This is a genomic window from Leyella stercorea DSM 18206, from assembly GCF_000235885.1.
Taxonomy (GTDB): domain Bacteria; phylum Bacteroidota; class Bacteroidia; order Bacteroidales; family Bacteroidaceae; genus Prevotella; species Prevotella stercorea.
The window spans coordinates 40478-59985 of sequence record NZ_JH379391.1 but is presented as its reverse complement, the minus strand read 5'-3'; the positions used below and the strand labels follow the sequence as shown (position 1 = coordinate 59985).

Sequence of the window (19508 nt, the reverse complement as noted above, 5' to 3'; positions counted from 1 at the left end):
TATATTGGGAGTTTTGACACGCCCTCCACGCAGCCTTAGTTTCAGCAGTCTCTGCTGCACCTTTTTATATACCCACGCTGCCTTGATACATCCATTTTTGTTATTCGCACCGACCGACGCAGACATCCGCACCGACCGACGCAGATGTCCGCATCGACCGGCGCAGATGTCCGTATCGACCGACGCAGATGTCCGCATCGACCGACGCGGATGCTCGTATCGACCGACGCGGATGATAAAAATAGAGATTTAAAACAAAAGAGGTAACTGTTTGATACATCAAACAATTACCTCTTTGTGGAGCTGGTGGGATTCGAACCCACGTCCAAACAGGGAAACCATACGCTTTCTACATGCTTATTCTGGCCTTCGGTTTTCGTGACGCGACAAGACCCAGACCACCAATCGCGCCCTTATCCTCTAAAACTTCACCCGTGCGGCGAGGCACACACTGGCTATTTCCGATTTACCTGCACCGCTTGACCCTCAGATTCGGAACAACATCCTTGGAGCGATGTCTCGTTCCGCCAAACCTTGTGGCGGAATAAAGCTAATCTACTATACTTCGATTAAGCAGCGAGAGCGTAGTTGTTTTCGCCAATTAAATTTTTGATCACTCTGATTAAGGAGGTAGCCATCGAGACTCCGCATGCTTACGTACCATTTCATCCCGCTGTCAAATCCAGTCAACCCCGAGATGTTATACTTAACTTTGCAAAGTTAGTACAAATGCACGAAACTGCAAAATAAAACTGTAATATTTTGCATGTGTGTGGACAATGTGTGGACAACTTTTTATCGCGGTTCTATTTATATACTGTAGACTGCAGAATGTAAGTTTTATACTGCAGAATGTAAATCTTGCTCGTCTTTTTACATCTTCATTACCCTTCTCTTATTACCACTGTCACGCCGCGTGCAGCCTGCGCTCCCATTACCAGCGCCTGCTCTATGTCGGCAGTCTTTGATGGTCCAGAGATGAATGTGCCGAGTCCGGTTTCTGGCATGCAGATGCGGTCGTATGCCTCGTGCATGTTGTTCACGATGCCGCTCTTAGGGAGGACGATGACCAGATATTCGCTGATGAAGCATACTGCTTTCTCCTTCATGTCCTGCGGAATCCAGACGCAACCATTCTCCGCCACTCCAATCTGTCCGTACACCACTCCTACGTCGGTGCCGTTAAGGTCTTGCGCCTCTGCCACGGTGTCGGGATTGATGGTGGCGATGGTGAGTTCTGCTATGTTAGAGGCGATGGTCTTTGCCTCTGGATAGGCGTTTCTTACGATGTCGTCGAGCTTTTCGTTCGGCTTAGCCATCACCACTTTGCTGCCCACCGACATGCTCATATCCACAAACTGCTTTATCGTGTCGTCGTACGATATGCCGTCTATCGGTGTGTCGGGCATCGGATACTGTTCGTGTGTGTTGCGTCGCAACTTCTCCAATAGTTCGTCTTTGTATGTCATTGTTCTTTCTGTTCGTTTTGGTTCAGTTTTCCTTTCTTCCACATTGTCTGGAACGACTCATTCGCAAATTTCGGCATTGCGTGTCCCACGCCCCACGGATTGAGTGAGCGTATGTGCGTAAGGCTGTCAGGTATGAGGTTGGCAAGAGGAGCCAGACGCAAGGCTGAAGAATAGAGTAGGGGATGATTGAAGAGCTCTTCCATTCCCTTTGACATGCACTTCTTCATCGTGTTCGCCTTGTGCAGCGAGTCGAGCTTCTGTCTCCACATATAGACCTGCGAACCGGGGTTCACCTTAGCCGGGCATACGTTGTCGCATGAGAGGCAGAGCGTGCAAGCACTGACGTTGTCGCTGTAGCGTGACGCATCGTGCAGCATACCAAGGTTGATGCCGATAGGTCCGGGGATGAAGTAGGTGTATGAGTAGCCACCAGAGCGGCGGTATACGGGGCAGGTGTTCATGCAGGCTCCGCAGCGAATGCACTTCAGCGTTTCCCAATGCTCGTCGTTGGCAAGGATGTCGCTTCGTCCGTTGTCCACGAGGATGACGTGCATCTCCGCTCCCGGTCTTGCCTGACGGAAGTGTGAGGTGTATGCCGTTGTGGGCTGTCCGGTAGCAGAGCGGCAGAGCAGTCGCTGGAATACGGCGAGCGACTTGTAGTCGGGCACAATCTTCTCTATTCCCATTGCCACGAGATGTAGCTTGGGCATTGATGTCGACATGTCGGCGTTGCCCTCGTTGGTGCAAACCACGATATCGCCGGTCTTTGCCACACCGAAATTGCATCCTGTCATTCCTGCTCCTGCTTCCATAAACTGGTTGCGCAGATGCTTGCGTGCGCATTGCGTAAGGTATGTCGGGTCGTAATTGCCTTTCTCCGTGCTGATGCCTTTCTCCTCGAACATCTGTCCCACTTCTTCTCGCTTTAGGTGTATGGCAGGCATTACGATGTGGCTCGGTTTCTGATGTAGCAGTTGCAGGATGCGTTCGCCAAGATCGGTCTCCACGACGTCGATGCCGTGATTCTCAAGGAATGGGTTCATGGCACACTCCTCGGTAAGCATCGACTTGCTTTTCACCATCTTCTTTACGCCATGACTTTGCAGTATGTCGAGCACGATGTTGTTAAAGTCGTTGGCATCTTTAGCCCAATGCACAATGACGCCACGGCTCTCCAGTTGCGTGCTGAACTCCTCCAGATAGTCAGCCAAGTGCGTTACGGTGTGCTGCTTTATCTGGCTGGCATGTTCGCGCAGCTCCTCCCATTCTGACAACCCTGACGCCATGTTGTCGCGTTTTTGTCTTAGCGACCAGAAGGTGGCGTCGTGCCATGTGGTCTTTGCTCTGTTGTCGTTGAAGCGTCGTGCCGCTTCTGAATGTATTGTGCTCATAGTCCTGCTGCTAATATTTCTACCACGTGTATGAACTTTATAGGCTTGTTCTCCTTCTTTGCAATGCCCTGCATATGCATAAGGCATGACGAGTCGGGACCGGTGATGTATTCCGCTCCCGTAGCCATGTGACGTTCTATCTTGTCCTCTCCCATGCGTTTCGACACGTCCGGCTCTTCTACGGAGAACATACCTCCGAATCCGCAGCACTCGTCTTTTCTCTCCGGCTCACGGATGGTGATGCCGTCCACGAGTTTAAGCAAGTCGATAATCTTGTTGAACTGCGGCACTTGTCTTTCTGAGGGCGACGACAGTCCCAGTTCGCGTACGCCGTGACACGAGTTATGTACGCTGACTATGTGCGGGAAGTGAGCCTTGAGGCTTGTTGGTTTTACGACGTCGTGTAGAAACTCTACCACGTCCATTGTCTTCTTTGACGTGAGACATTCGTGATTGCCCTTGGCAAGTCGTGGATGATAAAACTTGACAAAAGCCGCGCACGATGCCGATGGTGCAACCACGTAGTCGAACTCCTTGAAGAGGTCGTCGAAGTGTCGTGAGATGTCCGTAGCCATCTTCTCAAAGCCGGCGTTTGCCATAGGTTGTCCGCAGCAAGTCTGCTTGAGAGGGTAGGTGACGTCGAGTCCGAGGCTTGTCAGGAGCTTGTACGTGGCCACTCCCACTTCCGGATACAATGCATCGACGTAACATGGAATAAACAATCCTATCTTCATAATGTCTTTAAAACCCTATTAGCGTGTAAAAAGTGTTCTTCTTTTTTGTTGTTTTTATTCGTTGGCAAAAGTAATAATAAAAAATGAAAATGTTTATCCGTTATTATTTATTAAAAGTTAATTTTACGGTGTAACGACAGATCGGCTATTTAAAGTGAATTAGAAGAATTGGAATCATAATATCATCATCCCGTCCTGTAACACCCCGGTACGTGAAAAACATATCTCTCAATAATGAAGAATATCACAACGATAGAATTTATCTATAAAAGTATAGTTAGTGTCTTTGATGTATCTATAATAAAAGCATTATCTTTGTACGCGAAATCGAAACACCAATTTAAAGAACAAGTAAGACAATATGGAAACGAGAAAAGAAATAGCGGCAGAAAAGAAACGTTGCGGTTCACATAATTGCACACAGGCTGTGCTTTGCACCTACCACGACTTCACCGGAATGGAAGAAGAAACCATTAAGAATGCGGGCAATGCCTTTGCGGCTGGTATGGGTAATATGGATGGAACTTGTGGCGCCCTCGTTGGAGCTGGCATCGTACTCGGACTTGCCACTAAGGACAAGGCAAAGTCAATCAAGGGCATGAGGCAAATTATGGATAAATTTAAGCAGCGCAATGGTGCCACACAATGCAAGCTGCTAAAAGGTGTGGGCACAGGAAAGGTGCTTCGCGAATGTCCACTTTGCGTGGCTGACGCATCTGAATTTCTGGAAGAAATACTGGAAAAGGAAGGCTGCTGGAAGTAAGCTGTAGAATCTATACGACATTCTTATATATCAAACCATTATACCCAACAACGACATGGCTAAGTATAAAGCAATTAACGAGCAGGACCGCTGCGTGGCATGTGGTCAATGGGAATACCGCTACTAAGCAATACGGTTGCATTGGAATGGCGTGCAGTTGGCACTACGTTGCAAACGTTATACAATTTCGTGGAATGAAAAAGCATTCTTGTTGATTTTTTTTCGTTTACACGGATATTATTCGTATATTTGCAACCTATTTTTAAAATCAAGATAACCTATTAAATGTCAAAAAGATTTCTAACACTCGCTGCAATGTTCATGCTTGCAGCCTCTGCTTTCGCCGTGCCGGCGAAGCGTGTGAAGCGTCAGGTGCAGCAGCCTGATGGCTCCGTGCTCACAGTGATGTTGCGCGGCGACGAGAATTTCCATTACACAAGTACAGAAGATGGTCAGCCGTTGGTGCAGCGTGCTGACGGTGCATATTGCTATGCTACGCTCGATAGCAACGGTAAGTTGACTGCGTCTGCGCAGGTGGCTCACGACGTTGAGAGTCGTGGTGCTGCAGAGTTGTCGTTCTTGAACTACTACACTGCCGAATCGCAGAAGGTGCGTTCGCTCGGTCTGGAGCGTGCTAAGCAGCGCAACGCTCGCCGCATGGCTCGCCTCGCTAATCGTGGCGTGGTTGATGCTTCGGGCAAGCCGGTGCGCAGAGTTATGGCTGGTGCTACTGGTGGCGAAGGTATCGGCGTCACGGGTAAGCGCAAGGGTCTTGTAATCCTCGTGAACTTTAAGGACAAGAAGATGCAGTCGAAGCACACTCAGGCTGAGTGGAACGACTATTTCAACAAGGTTGGCTATAATAAATACGGTAACAATGGCTCTGTTCACGACTATTTCTATGCGCAGAGCTATGGCAAGTTAGACCTTGAGTTCGACGTAATAGGTCCGGTTACAGTGTCGAAGAACATGGCATCATACGGTGCTAATGATGCTCAGGGCAACGATATTGACCCTGCAGGTATGATTAAGGAGGCTTGCGAATTGGCTTATGCTAAGGAGAAGATGGATATGTCGCAGTACGACTGGGATGGCGATGGTGCTGTCGACCAGGTGTACGTGATTTATGCTGGCTATGGTGAGGCTGCAGGTGGTGAAGCAAATACCATTTGGCCTCACGAGTGGGACATACAAGGTGGAGGTTACAGCCTTGTGCTTGGCGGTCAGCGCATCCGTACATACGCTTGCTCGTCGGAGCTGAATGGCGGCTATGGCACAGATATCAGCGGTATTGGCACCGCTTGTCACGAGTTCAGCCATTGTATGGGCATCCCCGACTTCTACGACACAGCAGGTGGCGGCTGCTTCGGTATGGATGCGTGGGACTTGATGGACTACGGTTCGTATGGCGGTGATGGTTATGAGCCTACTGGATATAACACTTACGAGAAGTGGGTGAGTGGTTGGATAGAGCCTACTATCCTCACCGAGCCTTGCTACATAAAGAATATGAAGCCGCTGAGCGATGCTCCTGAGGCGTGCGTTGTGTTCAACGAAGCGAACAAGAACGAATACTATATCTTCGAGAACCGCCAGCTGAAGGGCACCGACGTTGCTCTGCCTAACCACGGTATGCTTGTCATACACGTCGACTACGACCAGAAGGTGTGGTTTGACAATGAGGTGAACAACACGTCTAACCATCAACGCTTCACTGTTGTGCCTGCCGACAATAAACTTACATCGGAGACAGTAACCGGCGACACATACCCTGGCACGACAAAGTCGACTGAGCTGACCGACACCTCGAAGCCGGCTGCCACATTGTTCAACGCCAATAGCGACGGACGCAAGTTCCTCGGCAAGCCGGTGACAGAAATCACGGAGAAGGATGGTCTTATCTCGTTCACATTTATGGGCGGTGTTAATCTCGATGCACCACAGCCGAAGGTGATGAACATGACCGAGACATCGTTCACCGGCGGTTGGAACGCTGTAGATGGAGCCGAAAGCTACACTGTAGAACTGCGCGAGAAGAGCAATCTGCCTTCTGTAGATGAGGCTGTTAAACTGAGCGAAGACCTCAGCAAATGGGGCGAGAAACTTGCAGTAGAGGGCACAATCGATATTTCTGCCGACCTTGATAGCAAGATGCAGAATAAGGGTTGGACAGGAGATAAGGTGTTCGAGTGTCCGGGTTGTGCAAAGATTGGTACTGCGAAGAAGCAGGGCAACCTCACTTCACCTCTCATTACCGACAACTCTTCGGCAAGTGTAACCGTTCGTCTCTCTGCAAGCGCATACGGCAAGGATGCTACTGATGTTACAGTGTCGCTCCTCGATAACGATGATGCAACAATCGCTGAGCAGACAATAAAAATGGACGGCACAATGGCTACAATCGTACTCGATAATGCCGACATGAAAGACTACAAGGTAATGGTGCAGCCGAAGAAGCGTGGCTATATCTACTTTGTAGGTATCTATGACGGCAACTACTCGGCTGAGGACTTCCTGAGCATGAACGTCGCTCCGAAGACAGCAATGAAGGCGGCTGCACAGCGTTTCACGGGTATAAAGACTACTTCGTATAAGTTCGATAAGCTCACAGCCGGCATTACATATCAGTGGCGTGTGTGCGCCGTAGCCGGCGACGCAATGTCGAAATGGAGTGCTTGGCAGACTGCCGACCTCAGCACTTGGAGTGGCATCAACGGCGTGACGGAGAGTGCAGCACAGCTCGCTGCCGGCGACCTCGTAAAGGTTTACTCTTCTGTGGGCACAGCTCTCGGCACTATGACTTACGGCGACTTCTGCCGCATGGCGCTGCCTGCTGGTGTTTATGTAGTGAAGAGTGCAAAGACTACACTTAAGGTGACAAAGTAAGAAGCTTTATAGGGGGGCGTAATCGCCCCATAAAGTGGAATGTATAGTGATACAAAAAAGCCTGTTGGAGCAATGCTTCAACAGGCTTTTTTGTATCTTATTTGTATCTTATAAGGTTGTGTTACTAAAGAGACTATAATCTTTAGAACTCGCTATGCGATTTACTTAACGATGATTTCGTCGGTGAAGAGCCAACCGCCATCCTCTGTTGTGCTACCCTGCACACGGATGTAGCGTGTCTTTGCATTGCCCTTCCACGCAAGGTTGCGGAAGCCGAGCTGAATGTCGCGGTCTACTTCCGACTTCTTATTATACACCTCGGTGAAGTTCTGACCGTCCTCGCTGAACGAAATCTTGTACTCCGACGGGAAGAACACCCATGCACCGTAAGCCTGCATGAAGTCGGCAGCTACGGTAGAGATCTTCTGTACCTTGCCGAGGTCGATAGTAAGGTCGAGGCAGTAGCCCTTGTTGCCGAGGAAACCCTGCCACTTCTGGTCGCCGTATGTCCATCCACCGTGCTGTCCGTCGACGAGAGTCTTGTCGCCCTGCGCCTTGTACTTGTCCTCGTAGCGGTGGTTGAAGGTGATGTTGCAACCTATCGCCTTGTGCTTTGTGGTCTTGAACGACTCTGGACGTTCGCCGCGTTCCTTCTTCAAGTCGAAGGTGTTCACACCTTGCTTGTGCAGACGCTCGCACTCTACGATTGCACGCTTGCGGAACTCAGGATAATCCTTTTTCTTTGTACCGTTCCATCCAATCTCGGCGATGGCGAGCGCACGCGGATAGAGCATATACTCTACGTGCTCTGCTGTAGGCACGTATTCGGTCCAGAGGTTAGCCTGCACGCCAGTAATCTTGTTGCGTACTTCCTCGGGCAGTGTGCCACCAGGAACGTAGCTGTACACCTTTTCGAGTGGGAGAAAACCACCGATAGCCTCGGGCTGAGTGTCGGGAGCATCCTGATAGTAGTCGAGATACCAGTAGCCGCTGGGCGAGAGCACCACGTCGTAGCCATGGTCGATAGCCTCCTGCGCCTTTTCAAGACCGCGCCACACCATCACGGTGGTGTTCTTGGCGAGGTTGCCGGCTATCACCTCGTCCCAACCCACGAGCTGTCGACCGTGGTCGGTGAGGAACTTGCCAAAGTGAGCGATGAGGTGCGCCTGCAGACCATCCTTGTCTGTGCCGAGCTCCTTCATCTTCTGCTGGCAGAGCGGACAAGAAGGCCATGAAGCCTTGTCTGCCTCGTCGCCACCGACGTGGATGTATTTCGATGGGAAGATGTCCATCACCTCTTTCAGTACGTTCTCGAGGAAGTCGTATGTAGCCACGCTGCCCGGGCAGAAGTCCATCTGCTTGTAGGGTTCGTGCGTGCAAGAGAGCTCCGGGTAAGCGGTGAGTACCTCTGCCGAGTGGCCCGGCATCTCAATCTCGGGCACGATGGTGATGCCACGCTCCGCAGCGTACTTCACGAGGTCGCGCAGCTCGTCCTGAGTATAGTAGCCACCATATGCGCCCTCTTCGCCTTCATTCTTGTACTTGCATCCGAGTTTGCTCCACTCCTTCCATGTCTTTCCTTCGCGCCATGCAGCAATACTGGTAAGGCGAGGGTAGCGTTTTATCTCGATGCGCCAGCCTGCAGCGTCAGTGAGGTGGAGGTGGAGGCGGTTGAACTTATACTGTGCCATCACGTCAATCTGCTTCTTGAGGAAGGAGATTGGCTGGAAGTGGCGTGACACGTCGAGCATCAGCGAGCGCCACTTGAATGCGGGAGCATCATGAACGTCGCACGCCATGATGCCAGTCTTCTGCTTCAGCTGCTCTATGGTCTGCCAGGCGAAGCGGAAGCCGTCGGCAGAAGCGGCACTGATGAGCAGTGTGTCCTTAGTGATGTGGAGGTTGTAAGCCTCGGGCGACGTAGCGTTGGCGAGGCGTGTGAAGCGTACCACCTGCTGAGCGTTGTTGTCAGCCTTTGCTGACCACTGCTTCGAGTAGATGTTCTCTGCATCCGCGCCAACCTCGTTGATGAGTTTCACCTTTGTTGTTGCGGTGCTGAACGCGCCCTTGCCTGCATTGAACGACTGCGGCTTTGGTAGCAACGACTGTGCCGATGCAGCTTGAGCGGTAATCATGCAGCCGAAGAGTAGGGCTGCTAATGGTTTGTTTGTCATTTTATAGTTATCAGTTTTTAAATTAGTATCTTTAAGTGTTCTCCTGCGTGTTTCTTGCAAGAAACACGCAGGCTTATCTGTCTATGAAGTAGGCAGCGAACGCCAATGCTATCATTATAATAGCAATGGTGAACACCACGATGTATGCAACTTTTGCGTACAGCTTCTTTCTTTGTATAGCCTTTAGGCTTTGTTCACGAAAAGTGTCAATGCCATCTTTCTTATGGCTATGTCTATGCTTATACTTGTGTTCCTGCATAATGCGAGTATATGTTAACAGCTTGTGTCGTTTGATAAATCTGAATAGAGGAGAGTGATTTAGAACTTCACGTCGAGCTGAAGGTCGAACATGTTATAGTTCGACTTATTCAGGCTACGGTCGTTGACGCGAGCATATTCTGCTGCAATCATTACGTGCTTGCCAATCCAGTAGTTGGCACCAATCTCGTACTGAGTCTTCGATGTGTGCCAGTTGGCTTGCGGACGATAGAGATCGTAGCGCGCCTTTGCATAGAGTTTCTTGCTGATAACCGGCGCAATCATAAGTGCGTAGAAGCCGTCAGCCTTGTCGCCTGCAGCGTAGTTGATAGTGCAGTCGGTCTCCTTGCCAGAAGCGTTAGATGTCTTGAAGCCGTAGCCCTGACTGTGGATATACTCCGAACGCACGGTCCAATCGTGGGCTGCATATTCGGCGCTGATGGCATAGCGGTTCTTCTCAAGCGAGCGCACACCGTTCTTAGCTACAGCGTTTCCGTTAGCGTCTACCTCAGTCCATGTGCCCTTGCGAGCATACGAACCGGTCCATCCGAAGGCACCGATGCGCAGACCCTTCACTGGAGCCACCCATACGCCGCCGATGATGTCCTTGCGCTGGTCGACATCCTTCATGTTAGTGCCCTGACCATTGAACACGCCCACCTGATAGTGGAGGTAGTGGTGTCCGTCGTTAGCCTTGAGCAGGTCGCCCTGCAGCTGCACGCCGATGTCGCGTCCGTTGCTTGAGTGTTCGCCGTTGCGGTCGCTGAAGCCAGCGAGCTTAAGCACGTTCTGCGAGTAGCTCATAAAGCCCTGCGTAATGGGGTGCATGGGGTTCTCGAAGGTGAACGGGCGCTTGAACTGACCCGCCTTCACCTTGAACGCATCGTACTTTTGCCACTCGGCGAAGGCATCGACCATACGTGGTGCCACGGTGAGGTTAGAGGTGTTGCCGTTCACCTGCAGCTGCGCCTTCCAGTAGAAGTCCTTTGCTACGCGTCCTTCGAGTGCCATACGCACCATACGGATGTTGAACGAGTTGATGTCCTTTTCGCCTTTGTTGCTTTCCTTGTCGCTGTACTGATACTGCGACATGATGTAGCCGCTGAACTTGATGTCGCTAAGCACCTTCAGCTTCGCTTCTTTCTCTTGTGCTGACACACTGCCGAAAGCGAGAGCGGCGAGTGCGAGAGTTGCTAATGTTTTCATTATGAGTCTTGAATTTTGAGTTTTGAATTGTTCTTTTGGAAGAAAAACCTACAGCTTTTCTTCCAAAAGAACTACGTTCTCCACGTGCGGCGTATGCGGGAACATGTCCACCGGCTGCACCGCCATCACTTTGTACGCCACATCGAGCGCCTGGAGGTCGCGTGCCTGCGTAGACGGGTTGCAGCTTACGTAGACGATACGCTTCGGGTGGGCGCGCAGGATAGTGTCTATCACGTCCTGGTGCATACCGGCGCGTGGCGGGTCGGTGATGATAACGTCGGGGCGACCATGCTTCTGGATGAACTCGTCGTTGAGGATGTCCTTCATGTCGCCGGCGTAGAACTTGGTGTTGCTGATGTTGTTCACCTCAGAGTTCACCTTTGCGTCCTCGATAGCCTCAGGAACGTACTCGATGCCGATCACCTGGCGTGCCTGACGCGCCACGAAGTTGGCGATGGTGCCCGTACCGGTATAGAGGTCGTACACCAGTTCGTCGCCGGTGAGCTTGGCGAAGTTGCGTGCCACGGAGTAGAGGTGATAAGCCTGCTCCGTATTGGTCTGGTAGAAACTCTTCGGACCAACCTTGAAGCGCAGGTCCTCCATCGTTTCGAAGATGTGGTCGTTGCCCTTGAACACAGAGAGGTCGAGGTCGCCGAACGTGTCGTTGCACTTCTGGTTGTCGACGTACATGAGCGATGTTATCTCGGGGAACTTGTCGGCGATGTGCTGCAGCAACGCCTTGGCGCGCTGCTCGTCGCCCTCCTCGTCGTAGTGGAACTGTATGAGCACCATCCACTCGCCCGTGTTCGAGTTGCGTATCATGATGTCGCGCAGCAGTCCGTGCTGTTGTCTGAGGTCGAAGAAGGTCATGCCGGTAGAGAAGGCGTAGTCGCGAATGGCGTTGCGAATCTTGTTGTGCAGGTCGTCCATGAGCCAGCACTTCTCGATGGGGAGAATCTTGTCGAAGGCTCCGGTGATGTGGAAACCGATGCCGTTCATGTTGTCGAATTGCGTGCCTTCCGCAATCTGCTCGCGTGTGAGCCAGCGCTTGTTGCAGCATCCGAACTCCAGCTTGTTGCGGTATTCCTTGATGTGTACCGAGCCCATGATAGGCATGAACTCCGGCAGCTCTATCTTTCCGATGCGTGTGAGTTGGTCGAACACCTGCTGCTGCTTAGCCTTCAGCTGTTCCTCGTAGGGCAGGTTCTGCCATTTGCATCCGCCGCAGATGCCGAAATGCTCGCACATCGGCTCCGTGCGTACGTCGCTCTTCTTGATGAAGCGTATTACTTCCGCCTCGCAGTAGCTGTGTTTCTTCTTGCGTACCTGCAGGTCAACCACGTCGCCGGGCACGGCGAACGGCACGAAAACAACCATGTCGTTGACGTGTGCCAGTGATTTTCCTTCGGCAGCAACCGCCTCAATAGTTACGTTCTCGAGTATTGGTAGTGGTTTCTTCTTTCTTGACATTATTATATATGTATTATTTTAAAATGCAAAATTAGAAAAATAATTTGAAAGTTTCAAATTATATACAAAAATAAGAAACAAGAAGAGGGCGTCAAAACTAAAGAATTGACCCCCTCTCTTCAACTTTCAATTTAAAACAAAGTATTACTTAACGCCCAACTCTGCAAATCCCATTGCCTCGCCAGCTACGACCATGCGTTCAGCGCGCAGCTTCACGTAGCGTGTCTTTGTGGCGTTGAAGGTTACGGTCTGTAGTATCGGGTTGTTCTGAAGGTTAGAGAACTCGCCACTCTTCAGCACATGCTCGTTGCCGCCCTTGGCGTCGCAAGCCGCGATGGTGTAGGTGTGGATGAGTCCGCGTCTGCCCTCGCTCTGGTCGGGCAGATACTGCAATGCGGAAATCTCCTGCTCGCTACCGAGGTCGATGAGCACCTCGTTGCCGTTGCAGAACCAAACCGACTGCGGGTTGCGGTCTGTAGCCTTCTCCCATTCAGCCTTGTCGGCACCGAGGATAGCGAACGGCAGAGACTTGATAGCCTCGGCTGTGGGGTTCCATGTGAGCTGTGCGTCCTTGCCGCCGTAGTAGATGCCCACATTGTTGAGGCAGATAGGTCCGCGCGAGTCGATGATGCGCACGCGCACGCTCTTCGCCTCCACGGTGCGGAAGCGCAGCAGACGCTTGTATCCGATAGTTGTCGTCTCCTCGCCCTGCTCAACGCTGCGCCATGTCTTGCCGTCAAGATACTCCACGGCGAACTTCTTCACGCGCTGTCCAAGCGGTATGTACTCCTGCAGCATGATGCGGTTCATCAGCTGTGGCTTCTTGAAGTCGAACGTTATGGTAGCCGATGTAACGCCGTCGTTGGTAGCCCAATATGTATCCCACGAGTTGTCGGTCATAGCTTTGGCTGTGAACTCGCCACCGCGCTCGTTGCTCACCTTCGGAGTCATGCCAGCCACGAGGTTGTGTTGCAACTCGCGCTGAATCATCTTGTGGAAGTTGACGGCATTAGCCGAGTCGGTGGGGTGGATGAGTCCTTCGCGGTCGACGGGGAAGTTGAGCAGCAACGTAGCGTTGTGGCCCACCGAGCGATAGTAGAGGTCGGCAAGCTGTTCGGGCGATTTCACACGATCGTCCTCTTCAGGGTGATAGAACCAACCCGGACGAATAGACACGTCGCACTCGGCAGCCGTCCACTGGTCGCCGTCGGCGTGTCCGTACTGCAGTTCGGGGTAGTTGGGGTAGCCCGGGTAAACCGTATTCTTGCGCAGGAACGCCCAGTTGGTCTCGCCGGCAAATCCTTTCTCGTTGCCCACCCAGCGGCAGCCCGGACCACCGTCGCCGAACACCACGGCGTTCGGTTGGATGCTGTCGAGCATAGCGAAGATGTGCGGATAGTTATAGTAGTTCTTGCGGTCGATTGTGCGCGAGTCCTTCGCGCCGCCATAGTAGCCGTCGCCGCCGTTGGCTCCGTCGAACCACACCTCGAACACGTCGCCGTAGTTGGTGAGCAGGTCGTGGAGCTGAGCGTAGAAATAGGGCAGGTAGCTCGGTGTAGCATAGTCGGCACGCGAGCGATCCCACGGCGAAAGGTACACCGCGAACTTCAAGTCGTATTTCTTGCACGCCTCCGACAGTTCGCGCACGATGTTGCCCTTGCCGTTCTTGTACGGCGAGCGACTCACGTTGTAGTCGTTGCCCTCAAAGGGCCACAGGCAGAAGCCGTCGTGATGCTTCGCGGTGAGTATCACGCCCTTCATGCCGGCAGCCACGAGTGTCTTTGCCCACTGCTCGCAGTCGAGGCGTGTGGGGTTGAACGTAGCAGGGTCGGAGTCGCCGTAGCCCCATTCGCGGTCGTTGAATGTGTTCAGACCGAAGTGGATGAAAGCGTAGGTCTCCATGCGCTGCCAATCGATTTGCTTCTGCTCTGGGAGCGGAAGGATAGGAGCCGGAGCCTTCACTGTGCTCTGTGCCGACGCGGTGAGGCTGGCAAGAGCCATTACTGATGATATGATTAGCTTGTTCATTTTGCTGTTATGATGTTTTGAGGGGCTTATTGTTTATTACAAGGTGTATTTGCCTGCTGTTATTTTCTTTACACAGAGTTTCTTGAATACGATGTTATAGTAGTCGTCCGGCTCTGTCTCCGGGTGGCGGAATGCATCCTCCTCGTAGAGGAACAGAATCTTGCCGTCCTGCGCCTGCACCATTGTAGAGTAAGCCGAAGTGGTGGTGCTCACCTGGTATGCGCCCTCCCAATCCTTAGCTATCGCCTCAGGCGACGCATAGTCGGCTTTCGTGCGCAGTGCCTTGTAGAAGATAGCCACGTTGGAGCGACCCGGACCCGTGGGCACGCTCTGCAGCATCAAGTCGACCGCTTTGCCCTGCGCGTCCTTCGCCTTCACCACGAGGATTTCGCCGTTGCACGCGCTGTCGCCGTTCTTCACGCCGTTGTTGGCAGCCGACGAGAACGCCACTGTGCCCCAGGCACCAGTAGCCTTCTTCTTGTCAGCGTACTTATAGATGTTGAAGAAGCGTCCGTTCTGTGTGCGCGAGCTGATGAGCACATCGCCGTTCGGCAACTCTTCGAGCTTTGCCTCGTCGCCCTTTGGCGCAGTCTCGGCAGCGTTAGCACCAAGCAGGTGCCATGTCTTGCCGAAGTCGTCGCTGTAGAGCACGCGGTTGCCCTCGTGTGTGGTGAGTGCTGTGTACACACGATAGTGCGAGCCCACCTTGATGCGCGAGCTTTGGCAGATGCGTCCGCTTGTGAAGAATGCCGACTTCATGCCGTCCACCAGTCCGTACACGTGCTGCGTCACCTCCTCAGCCTTCCATGTCTTTCCCTCGTCCGACGATGTGTAGCGACCCATCATCTGCGGGTTTTCGCGTGTCGACTCCCAGTAGCCCACGCCGCCCGAGGCGCACATGAGCAGTATCTCGCCCGTCTCGCGGTCGCATACCACGGCAGCGTCGCCGTGAGCGCAGTCGAAACTGCTTGCAATGCGGTTGCCTCCGCGTGCCACCATCTGCTCCGTAGCGGTCCATGTCTTGCCACCGTCGGTGCTCTCCTTCATCACGATGTCGATATGGCGTCCGCCGCCGATGTCCTTGTTGTCGTAGCGGTGGTCGGTGAAGGCGATTATCTTGCCCGACTTGCACTGGATGATAGCTGGGATGCGATACTGTGCGTCGGCGTGCAGGAAGAGCTTCGTGCCGTCGGCAAGGCTCTTGCAGCATCCGTTAGCAGGCTTTCTTGCGCAGCATCCGCTGGTTGGCTGTTTGCCGCAAGTCATTTTACACTGTGCCGTAGCTGTTGTGCCGAGCGTCATGCCGGCAGCAAGAAATAGGGTAGGGAGTAAATGCTTCATTTCTTGATATTTTGGCTAATATAATTTATTTAGTAGATGTTAATTCTGCAAATTTACGGAATTTTCTTGACAAAAGACTCGTTGTCGCTACTTTTTTGATGCCCTATTATATATAATGTATATAAGTTTCGCACGTCCCATCGTCTACTCGTCTCTTGTCTACTCGTCTCCTATCAAGCCGATCGCGTCCGCCGTCCGATTAGATTGCGTCCGTCGTCCAATCGGATTGCGTCCGCTGTCCGATCAGGTTGCGTCCGCTGTCCGACGGTTATACCAGCACTGCTACATTGTACAAACGAGCTGAAAAAATGACGTAGCGTCAGCCGTTCGCTGATTGAAAGTGGCATTTTATAGTTGAAAGTGAAACTTTTTTGGTCTAATTGTTATTAGTTTCAATATTAAATCGTATATTTGTGGCAAAATTTCTAACTAAAAAAACACGTATTATGAAACACAACTACATGTTAGGCCTTGCGATGACGGGCTTGTTAAGCTTGCCGTCGTACGTACAAGTTAGTGCACATCAGTTCCCAACGTCTTTCAATGCAGCTAAAGCGTTTGCAGCTCCGGTATGGGCACCGAAGACTCCTTCGCTTGCTCCATCGGCTATTGACGACAAGTCGAAAGGCATCACGATGTATGCTGGCGAACGTATGGACCAAAGCAAGAAGCGTTCGTTCATCAAGTTTAAATCGAAGGATGTACACAACTTCCAGCAGATTCAGTACTATCAGTTTGAAGATAAAGTAGGCGAGCAGCTGTATGGTCTTACATGTGGAGCTTCAGATGGTAAGAACTACTATGGTTTCTTCGCATACGACTATACGTTCAGCCAGATGGTTAAGCACTTCTCCAAGATCGACTTGGAGACAGGCGATACAACACACATCCGCTCGTTCACTAAAGAAGAGCAGACTGCGTGGTACGGCAACGGCTATGGCGGTACGCTGCGCAACGCGCTTTACGACATGGCTTACGACCCGTCTTCTGACACATTCTTCGCTCTCGGCTACGGCTGGAACAAAGACGGCTCGGTAGGTCATTCCATTCTCTATACCGTTGATGTAGAGACCGGTCAGTATGAAAAGATACAGGATTTTGATAATGATATCCTCCACGAGTTCTGCTTCGACGCACACGGCAATATGTATGCCGTACGTCCGAAGTGGCTTGTGAAAACCGAGGATGGTAAACAGGTGGAATACAACGGCGGAACCGAGCTTGTGAAGTACGACAACAACTTTCAGGAGATTTCGGCAAAGGAGATAAAGGACGAAAGCAACAATGCTATCGTCATGGTACAGTTTGGTGCTGTGTCTATCGACAATAACACGGGTCTCGTATATTGGATTCCGGCATTGTCAAGCGGTGCTACACGCATCTACACCATTGATACGGACAAACTGACGAAGAAGGGTTGCTACACCGCAGTGCAGCACAGCAGCTTCATGCCGGGCAACTGGTTCACGGGTCTTTACGTGCCGTACCTCGAAGCCGACAAGTCGACAGCAGCCGGTCAGGTGAAGAACCTCAACGTGATGCCTGACGAGTCGGGCGCGCTCAGTGCTAAGTTTACATGGACCAACCCGTCGAAAGCATGGAACGGCTCCGCACTCAGCGAGTTTAAGGAAGTGCGCATCTATCGCAAGAAGGACGGCGTAGCCACAAGCGACCGCGTCACTTCGAAAGAACTGCTTTCGTCGAAAGTGTCAGAACTCGTAGCTACAGTGCCTGCTGACGGTAAGATGGGCGAGGCAATGGAGTACGTAGACAGCAAGGCGAAGCTCGGCTTGAACACATACTACGTTGTTCCGTCGCGCGTGGCTGGCGAACTCGGTGTGCCTGACAGCATTCGCTGCTACGTAGGTGGCGACGTGCCGGGCGCAGTAGGCGATGTGGCTATCGAGAAGACTGGCGAAGGCATCAAGCTCTCGTGGACAGCTCCGACAAGCGGATTGAACAACGGCTACTTCGTGGCTTCTGAGCTCAACTACAAGATTACGCGTATGCCGGATAAGAAGGTGGTAGCAGAGAACCTCACCGCTACTACGTTTGAGGATAAGGCATTAGGCGACTACTCTAAGTATTACTATCTCATCCAGGCGAATACAAAGATTGGCGCAGGTGCAGTGGTACAGACAGCCGGCGTTTTGGCAGGCAACGCATTGGTACCGCCACTCGATCTGAAGACTGACAGACCTGACAACGCAGCTGTTTGGCAGTCGGTTGGCGGATTCATGTTCGACTATAACGACTACAACCAGAGCCTTACAGCCTACGGTAACAGCAGCGAAACATCAGGAACACTGTTCTCACCGCCAATTCAGTTGAAGAAAGGCAAGACATACCGTATCGTAGCCGACTTCTACGAGCACGAGCAGAATAGCACATTCGACTTGAAGACCACTATGGGTACAAGCAACGAGAGCGTCAAGGACGCAACAGTGCTCACCGAAGACCTTGCAAGAGAGGGCGCAGGCTACGAGCGTGCATTGGTAGAGGATAAGTTCACCGCTCCGGCTGACGGCACATACTATTATGGCTTCTCGCTCACCACGAAGTACGGTCAGTACAACTCATTCCGATTCTATGGTCTCACACTCGAGGAAATCATGGAGAAAGACATGCAGGCGGTAGAGATGGGTGGCATTAAGGAAGCAGTAGCAGAACGCGAAAACACCTGCACCGTAACAGTGCGCAACTTAGGCACAACAGAGCAGAGCAACTATAAGATAAGAATCTACTGCGAAGACGAAGGCAAGAGTGTTCTCGTTGGTGAGACAGCTGATGTGCCAGCTATCAAGTCGGAAGCAACAAAGAAGGTAGAAGTGAAGTTCCGTCCGAAGAACGAAGGCATCTCTAAGTTCTACGCAGAGGTGGTACTCGACGGCGATCAGAACCTGAGTAATAACAGAACTCCTTCTATCGAGCTCCCAGTAATCGACAAGGAGAACGCAGTATGGAGCAAGGTGGTTACAAGCAAGAAGGACGAGAGCGTAGATACCCACGGACCAGTTGTCTACTTCTCTACATACGACCATACCGAGCACATCTACTATGCTAAGGAAATAAAGGGCGTGGCTGGAGATCAGATCATGCGTATCGGCTACTCGTACAGCGGTAATGACAACCTTAAGGACCGCACAGCCGAGAGCAAGGTACAGGTGTACATGGGCCACACCACAAAGAAGGGCTTCGAGTCGGCGACCGACGGCATGAGCAAGAACGATTTGACACTCGTCTACGACGGTACGATGGTGCTTGAGCCTGGTCAGGACAATATGCTCATATTCAATCTCGACACTCCGTTCGAGTACGACCCGACACAGAACCTCGTTATCGTTATCGACCGCGAAGGCGAAGTGCCAAGCGAGCAGATGTTCTGCGCACTCTTCGACGTGTTCAGCGCTAATCCTAACTCGGGCGTGAACCGTTCACTCTCGTTCTCTGAGTCGTTCTCATACACAGCCGGCAAGGCATCGTTGTGGGATTCGGCAGCACTGCTTTATCTCGCAGTGGAGAACCCGACTGGTATCACCTCTACTAAGGTGCTCGGCACACAGTTCAGCTACGACGGCGCAAGTGGAGTTCTCTCGGTAGACGATGCGGTTCGCAACGTCGCTGTCCACAGCGTAGACGGTATGCTCGTGAAGAGTGCTGACGTGAAGGGTGGACAACTCTACCTCGGTCTGGCTAAGGGCGTGTACGTAGTACGCATGACTACCGTGGACGGAAAGCAGAGCAATGTGAAGCTTTACGTTACGAAGTAAACTGATTATTTACAACTA

Annotated in this window: 13 protein-coding genes and 1 other RNA gene; 4 read left to right on the top strand and 10 right to left on the bottom strand. The window is 51.9% G+C overall.

Going from position 1 to position 19508, the window contains the following annotated elements; all coding sequences use genetic code 11:
* Window positions 1-253 (top strand): hypothetical protein (locus tag HMPREF0673_RS14105; RefSeq protein WP_216589871.1); only part of this gene is annotated, 253 nt, incomplete at its 5' end.
* Between the two features lie 42 nt (window positions 254-295).
* Here the strand turns inward: HMPREF0673_RS14105 and ssrA are convergent.
* The 4 genes from ssrA to HMPREF0673_RS03645 all read right to left on the bottom strand — a co-directional run bounded on the left by ssrA (window position 296) and on the right by HMPREF0673_RS03645 (window position 3594).
* Window positions 296-694: a transfer-messenger RNA gene (ssrA, locus tag HMPREF0673_RS13740) on the bottom strand.
* Between the two features lie 190 nt (window positions 695-884).
* The gene (locus tag HMPREF0673_RS03655; RefSeq protein ID WP_007898173.1) at window positions 885-1469 is read right to left on the bottom strand and encodes a LutC/YkgG family protein; all 585 of its coding nucleotides are present in this window, start codon (window positions 1467-1469) and stop codon (window positions 885-887) included.
* The gene (locus HMPREF0673_RS03650; protein WP_007898170.1) at window positions 1466-2860 is read right to left on the bottom strand and encodes a lactate utilization protein B; all 1395 of its coding nucleotides are present in this window, start codon (window positions 2858-2860) and stop codon (window positions 1466-1468) included. The genes HMPREF0673_RS03655 and HMPREF0673_RS03650 overlap by 4 nt, the downstream gene beginning before the upstream one ends.
* A complete protein-coding gene (locus tag HMPREF0673_RS03645; RefSeq protein ID WP_007898169.1) occupies window positions 2857-3594 on the bottom strand; it encodes a (Fe-S)-binding protein in 738 nt (245 codons plus the stop codon). The genes HMPREF0673_RS03650 and HMPREF0673_RS03645 overlap by 4 nt, the downstream gene beginning before the upstream one ends.
* A 361-nt stretch (window positions 3595-3955) precedes the next feature.
* Between HMPREF0673_RS03645 and HMPREF0673_RS03640 the strand changes: the two genes are divergently transcribed.
* Window positions 3956-4357 carry a C-GCAxxG-C-C family protein gene (locus HMPREF0673_RS03640; protein ID WP_007898164.1) on the top strand — a complete coding sequence of 134 codons (402 nt, stop codon included), beginning with the start codon at window positions 3956-3958 and terminating at the stop codon, window positions 4355-4357.
* Between the two features lie 285 nt (window positions 4358-4642).
* The gene (locus tag HMPREF0673_RS13310; RefSeq protein WP_007898157.1) at window positions 4643-7243 is read left to right on the top strand and encodes a M6 family metalloprotease domain-containing protein; all 2601 of its coding nucleotides are present in this window, start codon (window positions 4643-4645) and stop codon (window positions 7241-7243) included.
* 161 nt (window positions 7244-7404) lie between these two features.
* On the opposite strand, the gene HMPREF0673_RS03630 is transcribed toward HMPREF0673_RS13310, so the two are convergent.
* From HMPREF0673_RS03630 to HMPREF0673_RS03605, 6 genes are all read right to left on the bottom strand, one after another.
* Entirely contained in the window at window positions 7405-9417 is a 2013-nt protein-coding gene (locus tag HMPREF0673_RS03630) for a glycoside hydrolase family 20 protein (protein ID WP_007898154.1), read from the bottom strand.
* A 73-nt stretch (window positions 9418-9490) separates the two neighbouring features.
* Entirely contained in the window at window positions 9491-9676 is a 186-nt protein-coding gene (locus HMPREF0673_RS14660) for a hypothetical protein (RefSeq protein ID WP_007898150.1), read from the bottom strand.
* Window positions 9677-9735: 59 nt separating this feature from the next.
* The gene (locus tag HMPREF0673_RS03620; RefSeq protein WP_007898147.1) at window positions 9736-10881 is read right to left on the bottom strand and encodes a porin; all 1146 of its coding nucleotides are present in this window, start codon (window positions 10879-10881) and stop codon (window positions 9736-9738) included.
* Window positions 10882-10929: 48 nt separating this feature from the next.
* Window positions 10930-12351: a 23S rRNA (uracil(1939)-C(5))-methyltransferase RlmD gene (gene rlmD, locus HMPREF0673_RS03615; protein WP_007898136.1), complete on the bottom strand. Its 1422-nt coding sequence runs from the start codon at window positions 12349-12351 to the stop codon at window positions 10930-10932.
* 144 nt (window positions 12352-12495) lie between these two features.
* A complete protein-coding gene (locus HMPREF0673_RS03610; protein WP_007898133.1) occupies window positions 12496-14379 on the bottom strand; it encodes an alpha-L-fucosidase in 1884 nt (627 codons plus the stop codon).
* 36 nt (window positions 14380-14415) lie between these two features.
* Entirely contained in the window at window positions 14416-15720 is a 1305-nt protein-coding gene (locus HMPREF0673_RS03605) for a sialidase family protein (protein ID WP_007898130.1), read from the bottom strand.
* A 446-nt stretch (window positions 15721-16166) separates the two neighbouring features.
* Here HMPREF0673_RS03605 and HMPREF0673_RS03600 point away from each other — a divergent pair, with 446 nt between their 5' ends.
* Window positions 16167-19490: a CARDB domain-containing protein gene (locus tag HMPREF0673_RS03600; RefSeq protein ID WP_007898124.1), complete on the top strand. Its 3324-nt coding sequence runs from the start codon at window positions 16167-16169 to the stop codon at window positions 19488-19490.
* The last annotated feature ends 18 nt before the right edge of the window (window positions 19491-19508 follow it).

Excerpts from the sequence above, each read along its gene's own strand:
- HMPREF0673_RS14660 (WP_007898150.1), bottom strand. The coding sequence starts at position 9,676 with ATGCAGGAACACAAGTATAAGCATAGACATAGCCATAAGAAAGATGGC.
- HMPREF0673_RS03620 (WP_007898147.1), bottom strand. The coding sequence starts at position 10,881 with ATGAAAACATTAGCAACTCTCGCACTCGCCGCTCTCGCTTTCGGCAGT.
- HMPREF0673_RS03645 (WP_007898169.1), bottom strand. The coding sequence starts at position 3,594 with ATGAAGATAGGATTGTTTATTCCATGTTACGTCGATGCATTGTATCCG.
- HMPREF0673_RS03650 (WP_007898170.1), bottom strand. The coding sequence starts at position 2,860 with ATGAGCACAATACATTCAGAAGCGGCACGACGCTTCAACGACAACAGA.
- HMPREF0673_RS03605 (WP_007898130.1), bottom strand. The coding sequence starts at position 15,720 with ATGAAGCATTTACTCCCTACCCTATTTCTTGCTGCCGGCATGACGCTC.
- HMPREF0673_RS03610 (WP_007898133.1), bottom strand. The coding sequence starts at position 14,379 with ATGAACAAGCTAATCATATCATCAGTAATGGCTCTTGCCAGCCTCACC.
- rlmD (WP_007898136.1), bottom strand. The coding sequence starts at position 12,351 with ATGTCAAGAAAGAAGAAACCACTACCAATACTCGAGAACGTAACTATT.
- HMPREF0673_RS13310 (WP_007898157.1), top strand. The coding sequence starts at position 4,643 with ATGTCAAAAAGATTTCTAACACTCGCTGCAATGTTCATGCTTGCAGCC.
- HMPREF0673_RS03600 (WP_007898124.1), top strand. The coding sequence starts at position 16,167 with ATGAAACACAACTACATGTTAGGCCTTGCGATGACGGGCTTGTTAAGC.
- HMPREF0673_RS03655 (WP_007898173.1), bottom strand. The coding sequence starts at position 1,469 with ATGACATACAAAGACGAACTATTGGAGAAGTTGCGACGCAACACACAC.
- HMPREF0673_RS03630 (WP_007898154.1), bottom strand. The coding sequence starts at position 9,417 with ATGACAAACAAACCATTAGCAGCCCTACTCTTCGGCTGCATGATTACC.
- HMPREF0673_RS03640 (WP_007898164.1), top strand. The coding sequence starts at position 3,956 with ATGGAAACGAGAAAAGAAATAGCGGCAGAAAAGAAACGTTGCGGTTCA.